Origin of the sequence: Mesorhizobium sp. M7A.F.Ca.MR.362.00.0.0, from assembly GCF_004023175.1 — a bacterium.
Classification (GTDB): Bacteria; Pseudomonadota; Alphaproteobacteria; order Rhizobiales; family Rhizobiaceae; genus Mesorhizobium.
The window spans coordinates 10,090-23,442 of the sequence record NZ_RZTF01000051.1; the positions used below are offsets into that span (position 1 = coordinate 10,090).

The window sequence follows — 13,353 nt, forward strand, 5'->3', positions numbered from 1 at the left end:
CTCTCGTGCTCGCCACGCATGGCGTCACCCAAGTGGATGACTATCACCAGTTGCCGTTGATGCTGATACCTATATTCGGCTTCTGGGGCTTCGTGCTGTTTGTTGCCTCCCTCGCCATTGCCTGCTTCGGCGCCGCACTAGAGGTCGGGTTGCAGCAGGCCTATCTTGTGGCCCAGGGTTTCGGCTGGAATTGGGGCGAGGATCGCAAGCCGCGCGACGATCCGGGTTTCAGCGCCACCTACACGATATCATTGCTTTTGGCGGCTATTCCCATCGCGCTTGGTCTCGATCCGCTGAGGCTCACCATCTTCTCCATGGCGCTGACGGCAGCCAGCCTGCCGCTGACGGTCGTTCCTTTCCTGTTTCTGCTGAACGACAAACGTTATGTCGGCGAGCATCGCAATGGCATTTTGTCGAATGCCGCCGTCATCTTCATCATCGCGCTCGGCTTCGTACTGGCGGTGGTGACCATCCCGCTGCAGATATTCGGAGGCACATGATGAAGTTGCTGCGTGATCTCCTCGACAAGCAGGTGGTCGACCGCGAGCAGATCAAGATCGGCAAGGTCGACGGGCTGGTGGCGGAGTTACGGCCTGGCAAGCCGCCTCGGATCATTGCCATCGAGCTCGGCTCCATCACCCTGGCACGTCGCCTCGGCGCACGGCCTGGGCGGTGGATGGCGCGGCTCGCGGTCAAGCTGGGTGGCAAGCAGCATGGCGAGCCCCATCGGATCGCCTGGCACAAGGTAAAAGATATCGGCATCGATATCGAGTTCGACATCGATGTGCGAGAAACGTCGATCTTCGCCTGGCAGGACTGGTTGCGCGACCATGTCATCGGGCGCATTCCGGGAGCTTGATGATGACCACCGTCAATCTTGAGCATCTGGCTGGGCGACGCGTACTCTCGCAGCGCGGCAAGAATGTCGGCTATATCGAGGAAATCCACGCCGAACGGGATGGTGACGATTTCGTCGTCACCGAATTCCATGTCGGGGTCTACGCCGCTTTCGAGCGCCTCTCGGCCTCGGCCATAGGCGTGGCAGTGCTGGATCTTTTCCGATTGCGCCGCCGCGACGGTCTATATCGCATCCCTTGGAACAAGCTCGACATTTCCGATCCCGCGCGACCGCGGCTGCTGTGCCCAATGACCGAACTCTCGGGCATGAAGGGCGCACCAGACCTCCAGGAATAGGTCGTGGTGCCGCATCGTCGGGATCATTCTCAGCGCAGCATGCCTGCCGTCAGGAAAACCACGGCTGCTATCAAAACGACAGCTGCAATTACCAACACCGGCCTGTTGCCGCCGGGCCGCAGTTCCGGTTCGCCTTCGACCGGGCGCATGGCATTGGCAAAGCTGGCATCGTTTTCGAATTTTGGGCGAGTGCGCGGCGGACTTGTCCCAGCGACCGGATTTTGCGTGTCCGCAGCCTCGGCGTCTGTCTCAAGCGGGGCAATGGCGGGATCGAACCCCGGCGTTTTGTCCTGCGTTGCTCCTGCCTGAACTTCGCTTCTGGCCGCGGCAGGCGCGGGACTTGAAACCTTAATCATGATTTCTCCCTTTCGAACCAATCTCGGCAGAGTCGCACTTGCAGGCACCGGCGAGGCGACCCACCACGGTCAGACTTGCTCGCTCAGCAGAATCTTGGCGTCCTTGGCCGCAACGATGAACGCCTGTCGTGCGGTCCTTGTAGGCTTTTCGCCTCGCATGACGGCAAGGCACGCTCTGATCGCGGCAAGACGCCTCTCGGATGTCGGCTTTGGCCAGTCCCGCAGCAGCACTTCGGCTGCGTCCGACACCGAAACCACAACCCTGTCGCGGTCTATCCGGCCAGGTTGAATGATAATCGGCTTTCTGAAATGTCCAGTACGCACATGCCTCTCCAGCGGGATGCACTCTATTCGACACGTCGCTGCAAGACTGCGCGTCGCGACGCGTTTAACTCCGCACTCGTCGATTTGTTCCAGAGCATCTGGCGTTTGAAACAACTAGCCGATGGCCATCCGTGCGCCCTGTCCCAAGACTTACAGCAGATCTTTCCGAAGGAAGACTCGGGCATGTCCAGGGATCCCGAATTCGACTTTGCCGAATTCCTCGAACCCGTGCTGCATGTAGAATAGCGGCGCCTGGAAACTGCTCGTCTCCACGACGGCCTTCTTGCAGCCCCGCCGGATGGCTTCTTCCTCGATCGTCGTGAGAAGTTGTGAGCCAAAGGATTGGCCACGCAACTGCTCAGGCAGGAAGAACATGTCGAGAAACAGGAGCCCAAGCTCCGTCCTGCCCCAAAGCCCGCCCCAGGTCTTTCCTGACTGGTCGCGAAGCTCCGCTCCGATATCAGCTCGGTCGTCGATCCCGGTCTGTGCGATGTTGTATTGATAGAGCGCTGCGGCGGCCTGCGCTCTTTCATCGTCGCTATAGGTCAAAGTGGTTGTAAATCTCTCGGATCGGAATGACATGCATTTTCCTCCTGGTGGGCACAGGCATGAGATCCGCCGGCAACGTCGGTCACGGCCAAGATGAACTCGTTGCCAACGCCAGAAATAAATCTGGCATCCATCTCGGGCGCCTTCGAACGCCGTGGCTTTGTCTGATGGTCTTCACAAAATATTACGTGAGGGAACGTTCGCGCCTGACTCGTCTTAGGCAATCGAGGCGGTTGTCGCCTCGCGGATTGGGAAGGAGAAGAACAATGCCTAATCAAGGTGGTAGCCACGAACAGCACGTGAAGGCAGGCCAGCAGAGCCACAAGAACGCCGACAACAAAAACCGTCAGCAACAGCAGGCCTCTGGTGGTGGTCAACGGCAGCAGGGCGATGGATCCGGCATGCGTGGTGGAACCCACGAACAGCATGTGAAAGCTGGCGAACAAAGCCACAAAAACCGCTGATCGCGTGTGATTTCAGCAGACCCACCCCGAAGTATCGGGGTGGGTCTGATTGCATCTGAAGGGTACCGACGAAGAGGGCGCGAGGCCGGGTCGCGAAGTCGCCCGGCGGCTTGGCGCCGGGGCGACGACGCCCAGTCAGGCAGCTTGCTGCAGGGCGCGCTCATTGACACCGCCTTCGCCCAGCCCGGAAAGCGCTTCGTCCGTCGCGACCTCCTCTTTCAATGTCTCGTTGAGGAGCTTGACCACGTCGCTCTTGCCAAGCTGTTCAGCCCACGCGACCAACGTGCCATAGCGCGCGATTTCATAGTGCTCGACGGCCTGTGCCGCGCCGACCAGTCCTGCATCCAGCGCCGGGTCACCCTTGTATTCGTCGAGGATTTCCGACCCTTCCTCAAGAATGCCGTCGATCGCCGGACAGGTCTTGCCGCGGGCCGGTTTGTCCATAAGTTCGAACACTTGCTCGAGCCGATCGACCTGGCCTTCGGTTTCCATGCGATGTTTCTCAAAGGCCGCGGCCACCTCCTCGGATTCGGCGCCCTTTGCCATCTTCGGCAAGGCTTTGAGTATCTTCTTTTCAGCGTAGTAAATGTCCTTCAGCCCATCGAGGAACAAAGCCTCCAGTCCTTTTGTCGTCGCTCTTTTTGCAGTCGCCATGATTTGTCTCCCTTGGATTGTCATGAAAGCTCACCGGCGGTGTAGCCATGGACTAACTTTCCATGGAAGCAGTTGTTCCCTGGGCGCGACTCGGAAGGGGCAGCACGCCAAATACCGCTTTTGTCGAGACCGATCGCTATCAAAAGGCGATGGACGATGACGGTGTGAGAATCGCCGGCAGTGACGGAGAGCACCGGGGTTCGTCGCGCCATATGGAGTAGATGGTAGTTCATATACGAAATCATATTTACATATAAAACAAATCATGATGATCTTGCAGCCGTGCAGCGCGGCTAAGGTGGTTGGTTCCGGCGTACATCGCTGAGCCTGAATGCCAGCAGATGATCGTGCGCAAATGAAATCAACATGATGTCGCGGTCGAGTCAGCCGTGCATTGATCGGATGTAGGGAGTGCGGCATGCCCTTTGATGTCATCGTTATCGGAGCCGGCGCAGCCGGAGCTGTTCTTGCTGCCCGGCTAACCGAAGATGCTGCCACGAACGTGCTTTTGCTGGAAGCGGGGCCGGACTACCGGAGCGGCGAGCAACCTGCCGAGATGGCGAGCCCAAATCCCTTCAACCTGCTTCTTCCCGACCATTTTCAGCAACAATACATGTATCCCGACCTGATGGCTCGTCGCACGAAGCGGCAGGAACACCGGGTCTACTGGCGCGGCAAGGGGCTTGGCGGTTCGACGGCCGTCAATGGGCAGATTGCCATTCGCGGTGTGCTCCATGCATTCGACCGCTGGGAGGAAATCGGATGCAAGGGCTGGTCGGGAGCCGACGTGCTGCCCTTCTTCTGCCGCCTGGAGGATGACCCGATCGCGGCCAATTTTCACGGCAGCGGCGGCCCGATTCCGATCTACCGCGCGCCTGTCGAAAGCTGGGGCAGCGTCGACAAGGCCATGCGCCAAAGCGCGATGGCTCTCGGCCATCCCTGGCATGACGATCTCAATGCTCCGGATGCCGAAGGGGCTTGCACCTATCCCATCAACAGTCGAGCCGGCAAGCGCGTGTCGGTCAATGACGGCTATCTGGAAGCTGCCCGCGACCGGCCGAACCTTACCATCATCGGGCAGGCGACGGTGGACAAGGTGCTTTTCGATGGCAGGAAAGCGATCGGCGTTTTGGCCATCGTGGCCGGGCTAGTTCGCAAATTCGAGGCGCCGCTGGTCATCGTCTCGGCCGGCGCCATCCACTCTCCGGTCATCCTGCAGCGCTCGGGCATCGGTCCCGCGGCTCTCTTGAAACGAAAGGACATCGAGGTGCTTGCCAACCTGCCGGTCGGCGAAGGTTTCTTCGACCATCCTTATTGCCGCATCGAACTGAAGCTGAAGCCGGGATTCAAGGCGACCGATGTCGACGCGCGGCATACCAACTGCTGTGTGCGGATGAGTTCGGGCGTGCCGGGCGCTGAGCGCGACGACATTCTCTACGTCGCCATGAACCATGGCGGTATCGGCGTGGAGTCCGACAGCGCCCAGTTCGGCGAGGCCATGGTCAATCTGATCCTGATGGAGGCCAAGAGCCGCGGCACCGTGCAACTGCGTTCCGCCAACCCTTTCGACCAGCCGATCGTGGAAGAGAACATGCTGGACGATCCAATGGATCTCCAGCGCATGCGTATCGCCTATCGCCACCTTGGCGAGATTGCCCGGCAGGCGCCGATCCAGGCGATCGCCGAGCGCGTCCTGCTGGGGGATTCCGATCTGCCTTTGTCATGGCTCGAAACGGCAAGCGACGAGGAGGTCGACAATTTCCTGCTGGCGCAGTCTTCCGATGCGCAGCATGGGATCGGAGGCTGTTGCATGGGAAGGCCCGGCGAGGCCGTGGTCGATCCGGAATGCCGGGTCTACGGTTTGGAAGGACTGCGGGTTATCGATGCGTCGATCATGCCGCTCGATTGCCAGGCAAACACCAATCTCACCTCGATCATGATTGGCGAAAAAATGGCCGACAGCCTGCGCCGGTCCATCTGACAGCTCGAGGGCAAGCCCGCGCACAAGGCGCGGGCCTTGGATGTCAGCGGGTGATATCCACGGTAATCGTCTTCAGGTCGCACATTTCCATCAGCGTGTGCCGACCCCCGGTGCGGCCGAGGCCGCTCTGCGTCCCGGCGGCGCCGCCGGCAGGAATATGCGGCTCCCAATAGCAGCTCATCTCGTTGATGTTGACGATGCCGACCTTCAGGCTTTCAGCAAAGGTAAAGGCGTTCTTGATGGTGCTGGTGAAGACCGCGGCCGACAGACCGTAGGGGCTGGACGCCGCAAGTTCCATCGCCTCCTCGTCGGTCTCGAAGGTCAGCACGGGTGCGATCGGCCCGAAGGATTCCTCGACATTGAGCAGGCTTTCCCGGGTCAGTCCTGTGACGATCGACGGCTCGAAATAGAGATTGGTGGCAAAACCCGACGCCACATTGCCGCCGGTAACGATCTCGGCGCCACGCGCGCGGGCGTCCGCGATGTGGCTGAGCACCTTGTCGACGGCCACCGCATTGTTGATCGGACCCATCGTCGTCGCGGGATCGAAAGGGTCGCCCATTTTCACCTGCGCGGCCGCTTTCACGAGACCTTCGATGAAACGGTCATGGACGGATTTATGCACCAGCACGCGTTCGGTGGCCGTGCAGATCTGCCCGGCATTGGCAAAGCAGCCGGCCCCGACCTGGGCGGCGGCCATGTCGATATCGGCATCGGCCAGCACGATGGTCGGACCGTTGCCGCCCATTTCGAGCAGAAGCGGCTTGCCCGCTCCACGCCGGGCGATCGTCGCGCCGGTGGCGGAACTGCCGGTGAAGCCGATGGCATGGGTGCCCGGATGAACGACCGCCTCGTCGCCCACCTCCGCACCGTCACCCAGAACGAGATTGATGGCGCCGTCCGGCAGGCCCGCCTCGATGAAGCATTCGACAAGTGCCGTGGCAATCAGCGACGTCGTCGGCGCCGGCACCCAGACGACGGTGTTGCCCGTTGCGATGGCCGGTCCGAGATAATAGAGGCAGGGCAGGGCGAGCGGGAAATTCCAAGGTGTGATGATGGCAAAGACGCCCTTCGGCTGCAGGAAGCTGAAGGCGCGCTTGTTGGCATCGGCAAGCGGAAACGCCGCCGTCTCCAGCCACTTCATCTGCTCTGCCGCATTGCGGAAACCGAGAGCTGCCGCCGATGCTTCGGCCTTTGCTTCGCTGTGGAAGGGCTTGCCCTGTTCCAGGCAGAGCAGCCGTGCGAGCTCCTCGGCGCGCCTGTCGATCGCGTCGGCGATGCGCATGCACAGCTGAGCCCGCGCGAAGGTTCCCATCTTGCGCATGGCCTCGCGTGCGCCTTCGGCGGCTTTCACCGCGCGGCCGACATCGGCACGGGTGGAAAGCGAGAGATAGCCGAGATGCTCGCCCGTCGACGGACTGTCGATTTTCAGGAATTCGCCGGAGCTGCCGGCAATCCACTCGCCGCCGATGCGGTTGATGCCGATGCGGGCGGCTGCTTCCGGCTCCGAGACGATCGCCATGCCGCGCAGGTTGGGGCCTTCGAGAGAAGATTTGAAATGGACTGTCATCATGCGTTCCTTTGGCCGAATTCGGATTGGATGTTCAAAATGGCGGCGCGGCTGCGTTCCACGGCTGCGATGAAAAGTCTGCTGCCGGCCTCCGCGCTCGCCTCCGAGGGCGTACCGATGACGCCGTTGCCGCGGATGGCTTCGAAACGGCGCCAGACGGTGACGGCCGGCGCGGCGTAAAGGTGAGGATCCGGCCAGGATGGCGGAGTGCCGCCTGGCGGGATGAGATCGCGGCGAACGCTGTCGCCAAGCACATGCATCATCAACGACGTTTCAAGCGCACAAGCGTGACCGGTGCCTGTAGCGGCATCGGGCAGGGCCTCCGCCGCCAGGTCGGCGATGAGATCGAAATACGAGAAACCCGCCGTGACGATGCCACGCTTACCAAGGGTGGTGATCGCCACCTGGATGGCGGCGCGGTTTCCGCCATGCCCGTTCAGCATGACCGGCAGATAGCCGTCTTCGGCAAGGCAGGTGCAGAGATCGACGAGAACGGCGATGAAGGTCTGCGGGCTGAGGCTCATCGTGCCGGAGAAGGAGCGATGATGCTCGGACGAGCCATAGGCGAAAGGTTCGGCGACACGCATGGAAGCCTGTCCTTCCGCCGCGGCGAGCGCAACCGCTTCCGCAAGCCAGCAATCGACGCCGAGCGGCAGATGCGGGCCATGTTGCTCGACAGCGCCGAGCGGTAGAATGACGACGGGTTTATGCACGCCGGCTGTCGCGTGTCTTTCCGTATCCGGGGAGGTCATCAGCGCAAAGCTGGATCCAGGCGGGATCGGCAAGGCCGGAGCTGGCTCGTTCATCGTGCTGCCTCGACAAGCCGCGCCTTGGCGTAGGTCATGCCGGAATCGGCCAGGAGAGCGACCATAATGATTGCCCCCTTGTAGAGTTCGAGGCTGGACGGGTCCGTGCCGAACACCCGAAGCGCCGTCGTCAGCAGGCTGACGATCAGGGCGCCGACGACCGCGCCCCACACCGTTCCCCGTCCGCCAAAAATACTGGTGCCGCCGAGCACGGCAGCGGCGATCGCGTCCAGAAGCAGCGAGGTACCACCGATATTGGGCGTCACGACAGGCACCCGGCTGATCATGATCACAGCCGTCAGGAAGACGAAGATACTGGAGGCGCAATAGACGAGGATCGTGTGTTTCGTCACCGGGATGCCGGCAAGTTCCGCGGCTCCGGCATCCGACCCGAGCGCATAGGTACGCAGCCCGAAACGGCTGTGCCGCATCAGGATTGCTGCTACGGCGACGATCAGGAGTGTTGCGAAGATGACATTGGGAATGCCGAAGCTGCGCTCGATGCCGACCGCGCGAAGCGTCGGATCCTTCAGCATCAGGACGCCTTTGGAGGCAACGGCAAGCGTTGCGCCCTGCAGCGCGACCATTGTGGCCAGTGTCGTCACGAAGGGCGGTATCTTCAACAGTGCGATAACGGCGCCGTTCGCGAGGCCGATCACCACCATCACGGCAAAGCCGACGAGCAGGGCAAGCGGCAGGCTGGCGCCGCCGTCGATCAGGCTGGCGATGAAGACGGCGCAGAAGGCGACGCCGACGCCGGCGGACAGGTCGATGCCCGCCGTCAGCAGAACGATCAGAGCCCCAAGCGCCAGGATGGCGATCGGGGTCGCCTGGGCGACGATGTTGATGAGGCTGGCGGTTGAAACGATGCGGGCGTCGATGAGCGCGAAGATCGCCAGCAGGATGACCAGCAGGATCAACGGCGAGAGGTCGAGAAAGCGCCTGCACCAGATGTTCTGTTGGCGGGTCATGAGGATCCTCTCATCGGATGTGCCAATCTTCGACCGGTTCGCGCAGGCCTGATTTGACGCTGCGCAGGATGGCATCATTGACGGCGACGGCGCGCAGGGCGTCGCCGACCGGCATCACGAAAGGGGTGTCGTCGCGAACCGCCGAAATGAAATGGTGGACCTCCTCGAAGAGATCCCCGGTGACACGGCCATTGACGGTCGGCCAGTGCAGGGCGTCGGGTTGCGACCACTGTCCACGCGACAGGATGCGTAGACCGTGGTCGCGCACGTCGAGGTCGATCATGCCTTCCGTGCCGATGATTTCCGTGCGTGCCCAGATGCCGGTCGGAACGGTCGGTGGCAGCGTCCAGCCGAAATAGAGCTGTCCGCTCATTCCGTTCGACAGCTCGACGGTGGAGAAGATCGCGTCTTCGGATCGAATTCCGAGCGAAGGCATGAGCTTGGCGACGGGCCGAGAGTAGACGGCGATGATGTCCGAACCTGAGATCCATTGCAGCGCATCGACGTCGTGCACGCCGAGGTAGAAGCAGACGCTCGAGTTTCCGTTCATGCGAAGACCGACTTCGCGATTGGTGAAACGGCCGCTGCTGCCGTGGATCGGCTCGCCGATCCGCCCGGATTTCACCGCCGCCGCGGCCTCGCAATAGCGCGGGTCGAACCGCAGGATGTGGCCGACCAACAGGCGCGCGCCGTTTTTCTCCGCCGCTCTAGCAATCGCCTTGGCAGCGGAAAGATCGTGAGCCATCGGTTTTTCGAGCAGCACCGGCTTGCCGGCATCGAGCAGCGTGCGGCAGACGTCTTCATGCAGCGTGTCGGGTGCCGCCACGATATAGGCGTCGGCGGCATTGGCGGCCAGCGCGGTGGCGGCATCGCGGAAATGCCGGGCACCGAAATCGGACGCGGCCTTGCTCCCCGTGGCAGCATTCGGATCAACGAATGCCGACAGTTCCGCGACAGGGCTCGCGGCAACCACCTGCGCATGCAGGAGGCCCATGTAGCCGGCACCGACAATGGCGATCTTCAGCTTGCTCAAAGGGTTCTCCTTACAGGCATGGTGCAGGTTGGATGCTGGGCCGGGGTGCGCAGGCTGGCGGTGTGATCGTGCGATCACCGAAGGCCAGCGTCATCACGTCTTCTTCCGTCGCCCCACGAGCCAGCGTGCCGACAGAGTGGCCTTCGCGCATGACGACGATGCGGTCGGCAACGCCGAGAACCTCGGGCAACTCGCTCGACACCATGAGGATCGCCGCGCCCTCGGCCTTCAATCTTGCGATCAGGTGATGGAGTTCGGACTTCGCGCCGACGTCGACGCCGCGTGTCGGCTCGTCGAGCAGGATGATCTTCGGTTTGGTGGCAAGCCATTTGCCGATGACGACCTTCTGCTGATTGCCGCCCGAAAGCTCGATGGTCATTTTGTCGGGCTGGGCCGGCCGCACGCCGAGTGAGCCGATGAGATCGCGGGCGAGTGCCAGGATGCGGCGAGGTCTCAGCAGGCCGAAGTGACTGTTGTCGCGAATCCAGGCGAGGGACAGGTTGTCCCTGATCGACATCGTGCCGACGAATCCTTCCAGGTGCCGGTCTTCGGGTATGTAGACGATGCCGGCGCGATTGGCGGCCTTGGTGTCGCCGCCGGTCTGCTGCCCGCCGAAAATTCTGAGCGTGCCGCCATGCATGGTCTCGAGGCCGGCAATCAGCCTGAGCACCTCGGAGCGGCCGCTTCCCATCAGGCCGGCGAGCGCGACGATTTCGCCCCTGCACACGCTGAGCGTGGCCGACTTCAAGAGCTTGCCATCGGAGATGTTGCTGATTTCGATCGCGGTTTCGCCGACTTGCACTTCGAGATAGGGGAAGATGTCGCCGACATCGCGCCCGACCATCATGGAGACGATCTCGGCCTCGCTGGTCTGGCGGGTCTGGCGCTCGCCGATGAAGCGTCCGTCACGCAGAACGACGACGCGGTCGCACTGGCTGAAGATCTCCTCCATCTTGTGCGAGATGTAGAGGATGCCGGCGCCGCGAGCTCTCAGCCTGTCGATCAGGTCGTAGAGTTGGTCGCGCTCGCGGTTGGAGAGCGCGCTGGTCGGCTCGTCCATGATGAAGAACCAGGCATCGGACAGAACGGCACGGGCAATTTCCACCATCTGCCGGTGCCCGACGGAAAGCGTTCGCAGCTCCGCGCCAATGTCGATGTCGAGCGACAGCTCGTCCATGATGGATTTTGCATCTCGCCGCATCCGGGCCCGGTCGAGAAATCCCAGGCGGGTATGCGGTTCGCGGCCGATGAAGAGATTCTCGGCCACCGTCAGGTCCGGCGAAAGGCTGAAATGCTGATGGATGACGCTGATGCCCTTGGCGTCGCTGGGGGAGTGGAACTGGACGGCGTTGCCGTCGATGATGATCTCACCCTCGTCCGGGCGATGCAGACCGGAAATGCACTTCACCAGCGTCGATTTCCCGGCCCCGTTCTCGCCGGCAAGTCCCACTACCTCACCGGCCGAGACGGCAAAGCTGACACCGTCGAGTGCTTTGACGCCCGGAAAAGACTTGCCAAGCCCGCGCAAGGCGATGCTGTGTTTGCCGACCGGTGTTGCGGCGGTGTTGCGGGGCGACGGGGTGGACTTGCGGCCACCGGTCTTGAACAGGGCGGCGACACTCTCCGGCTGGCTGGTGAGAACGGCCACCAGAATGAGGCTCGCGGTCACGAAATAGATCAGGATCTGCGGTACCTGCAGGAAGGACAGGCCGGTGTTGATGACGCCCAGCAGCAGCGCCCCGATCGCCGTTCCCCAGATGGAGCCCTGGCCGCCGGACAGTTTCGTGCCGCCGATGATCGCGGCTGTGATGGCTGTAAATTCGAGCCCGGTGCCGGCAAGCGGCTGTGCCGAACCGAGACGACCGATGGTGAGGATCGCGCCGAGTCCGGCTGTCGCACCGGCAATCAGGTAGACGGAGATGCGCACGAGGTCGACGGGAACCAGTGAGGCCCGCGCCGCGCCCGCATTTCCGCCGACCGCATAGATCCAGCGTCCGTAGACCGTACGATTGAGCACGAACCACCAGAGGCCCAGGCAGATGGCGGCGATGATGACGGAGACCGGCAGGAGGCCGATCGTCTCGCGTCCCGCGAAAAGCAGGACCGGATCGGCGACCGCGATGCTGGATGCGCCGGAGAGGCTGAGCGCCAGGCCGCGCGCAAACGCCATGGTGGCGAGCGTTGCGATGAATGGGGAGATGCCGGCAAAGCCGATCAGCGTTCCATTGAGCAGACCGATTGCGGCACCGCCACCGATCGCGGCGAGAAGGCTCAAGCTCGCCGAGCCGGTTGCCGTGTAGGCAAGACCCGCGGCGATGCCGGAGCAGGCAAGATTGCTGCCGACGGAAATATCAATGCCGCGCGCGATGATCACGGCCGTCATGGCAAAAGAGATGAGGGCGATGACCGCACTCTGCTGCGCGATGCTGACAAGATTGCCGGTCGACAGAAAACGCGGATCGATCCAGCCGAAGACGGCGATGGCGACCAGCAGCACCGCGATGAGAACCGGTTCGTTGCGCCGCAGTAACGGAGAGGTCCAGGACTGGAACATGGGTCGGTCCTCTTATCGAGCATCATGCGCGATCACCACGGAGCGGCGACGGCGATCGTCAGGAAAAGGGGACGCCGGATGATACGTCATCCGGCGCTTGAGCCGCTTTTAGGCTGTTACTTTGCCAGGGTCATGGCGGTCGCCGGAACCTTGGGACCGAGTTGCTCGGTATAGTTCTTGGCTTCCACCGCCTCTTTGTCGGTGTTGATGTATTCGAAGGTGAGGCCATCCGCCTTGAGCTTCGCGGCCGTCGCATCCGAGGTCACGAAATAGGTCGGCATGTAGAGATCCTGCGGCAGCTTTTCGCCGTTGGCCAGGCGAGCGGCAACGGCGATGTTCCAGTAGCCGACACGATAGGCGCCGGTCAGCACGTCCATCACCATCTTGCCGTCGTCGATCAGCGGCCTCATCTCGGCGTCGCCGTCATAGCCGCCGTAGAGCAACTGGGTTCCCATCGAGCTGGCAACGGAATCGGCGGCCAGGCAAAGGCTGTCGGAGATGCAGCCGATGGCCTTCAGATCCGGATAGGTGGTGAGCCAGGTCTGGGCGGCATTGGTTGCCTTGGCTGCGTCCCAGCCGGTCGGCTCGATGCCGACAATCTTGATGTCCGGAAACTCCTTTTTCAGGGTTTCGACAAAGCCTTTTTCGCGCGTGTCGGACACGAAGTTGCCACGCGAACCGACGAGCAGGGCGACTTCGCCCTTGCCGCCAAGCGACTTGCCGAGCGCGCGGGCAACCATCGACATGTTGTCGTAGTCCGGATAGAGCGTCGAGTAGTTCGAGCCGGCCTCGACCTTGTTGCCCATGGTGATCACCGGAATGCCGGCGGCGGTGGCTTTCTGGATGACCGGAATGACCGCGTTCTTGTCGATCGGATCGATCAGGATCGCGCTGACG

General features: G+C 62.1%; 15 protein-coding genes. 5 read left to right on the forward strand and 10 right to left on the reverse strand.

From position 1 onward, the window contains the following. From EOC06_RS42105 to EOC06_RS09845, 3 genes are all read left to right on the forward strand, one after another. The coding region (locus EOC06_RS42105) for a divalent metal cation transporter (protein WP_245469438.1) at positions 1-500 on the forward strand (500 nt) is incomplete at its 5' end. Continuing rightward, on the forward strand, positions 500-859 hold the full coding sequence (locus tag EOC06_RS09840; protein ID WP_128307633.1) for a hypothetical protein: 360 nt from the start codon (positions 500-502) through the stop codon (positions 857-859). The genes EOC06_RS42105 and EOC06_RS09840, both read left to right, overlap by 1 nt. Before the next feature lie 2 nt (positions 860-861). Then, positions 862-1,194 (forward strand): hypothetical protein, encoded by a 333-nt coding sequence (locus EOC06_RS09845; protein WP_127292269.1) that lies wholly within the window; start codon positions 862-864, stop codon positions 1,192-1,194. Positions 1,195-1,223: 29 nt separating this feature from the next. Here EOC06_RS09845 and EOC06_RS09850 read toward each other — a convergent pair whose 3' ends face one another. The 3 genes from EOC06_RS09850 to EOC06_RS09860 form a co-directional block, all read right to left on the reverse strand. Then, complete coding sequence (locus tag EOC06_RS09850) at positions 1,224-1,550, reverse strand: hypothetical protein (RefSeq protein WP_128307634.1); 327 nt, start codon at positions 1,548-1,550, stop codon at positions 1,224-1,226. Between the two features lie 69 nt (positions 1,551-1,619). Next, the gene (locus tag EOC06_RS09855) at positions 1,620-1,874 is read right to left on the reverse strand and encodes a DUF982 domain-containing protein (RefSeq protein WP_127268255.1); all 255 of its coding nucleotides are present in this window, start codon (positions 1,872-1,874) and stop codon (positions 1,620-1,622) included. Between the two features lie 150 nt (positions 1,875-2,024). Beyond that, a complete protein-coding gene (locus tag EOC06_RS09860) occupies positions 2,025-2,423 on the reverse strand; it encodes a GNAT family N-acetyltransferase (protein ID WP_245463656.1) in 399 nt (132 codons plus the stop codon). Between the two features lie 266 nt (positions 2,424-2,689). Between EOC06_RS09860 and EOC06_RS09865 the strand changes: the two genes are divergently transcribed. After that, positions 2,690-2,887: a hypothetical protein gene (locus EOC06_RS09865; protein ID WP_127268256.1), complete on the forward strand. Its 198-nt coding sequence runs from the start codon at positions 2,690-2,692 to the stop codon at positions 2,885-2,887. A gap of 135 nt (positions 2,888-3,022) precedes the next feature. On the opposite strand, the gene EOC06_RS09870 is transcribed toward EOC06_RS09865, so the two are convergent. Further along, positions 3,023-3,541: a ferritin-like domain-containing protein gene (locus EOC06_RS09870; RefSeq protein WP_127268257.1), complete on the reverse strand. Its 519-nt coding sequence runs from the start codon at positions 3,539-3,541 to the stop codon at positions 3,023-3,025. Positions 3,542-3,959: 418 nt separating this feature from the next. Between EOC06_RS09870 and EOC06_RS09875 the strand changes: the two genes are divergently transcribed. Further along, positions 3,960-5,522, forward strand: coding sequence for a GMC family oxidoreductase (locus tag EOC06_RS09875; protein ID WP_128307635.1), 1,563 nt, complete (start codon positions 3,960-3,962; stop codon positions 5,520-5,522). Positions 5,523-5,565: 43 nt separating this feature from the next. Here EOC06_RS09875 and EOC06_RS09880 read toward each other — a convergent pair whose 3' ends face one another. The 6 genes from EOC06_RS09880 to EOC06_RS09905 all read right to left on the reverse strand — a co-directional run. Next, positions 5,566-7,092 carry an aldehyde dehydrogenase gene (locus tag EOC06_RS09880; RefSeq protein WP_128307636.1) on the reverse strand — a complete coding sequence of 509 codons (1,527 nt, stop codon included), beginning with the start codon at positions 7,090-7,092 and terminating at the stop codon, positions 5,566-5,568. Beyond that, positions 7,092-7,898 carry a creatininase family protein gene (locus EOC06_RS09885; protein ID WP_127323041.1) on the reverse strand — a complete coding sequence of 269 codons (807 nt, stop codon included), beginning with the start codon at positions 7,896-7,898 and terminating at the stop codon, positions 7,092-7,094. The genes EOC06_RS09880 and EOC06_RS09885 overlap by 1 nt, the downstream gene beginning before the upstream one ends. Beyond that, complete coding sequence (locus tag EOC06_RS09890) at positions 7,895-8,869, reverse strand: ABC transporter permease (RefSeq protein ID WP_024503985.1); 975 nt, start codon at positions 8,867-8,869, stop codon at positions 7,895-7,897. The genes EOC06_RS09885 and EOC06_RS09890 overlap by 4 nt, the downstream gene beginning before the upstream one ends. Before the next feature lie 10 nt (positions 8,870-8,879). After that, the gene (locus EOC06_RS09895) at positions 8,880-9,902 is read right to left on the reverse strand and encodes a Gfo/Idh/MocA family protein (RefSeq protein ID WP_128307637.1); all 1,023 of its coding nucleotides are present in this window, start codon (positions 9,900-9,902) and stop codon (positions 8,880-8,882) included. A gap of 10 nt (positions 9,903-9,912) precedes the next feature. After that, on the reverse strand, positions 9,913-12,456 hold the full coding sequence (locus tag EOC06_RS09900; protein WP_128307638.1) for an ATP-binding cassette domain-containing protein: 2,544 nt from the start codon (positions 12,454-12,456) through the stop codon (positions 9,913-9,915). Between the two features lie 116 nt (positions 12,457-12,572). Continuing rightward, positions 12,573-13,353 (reverse strand): sugar ABC transporter substrate-binding protein (locus EOC06_RS09905; RefSeq protein ID WP_206631173.1); only part of this gene is annotated, 781 nt, incomplete at its 5' end.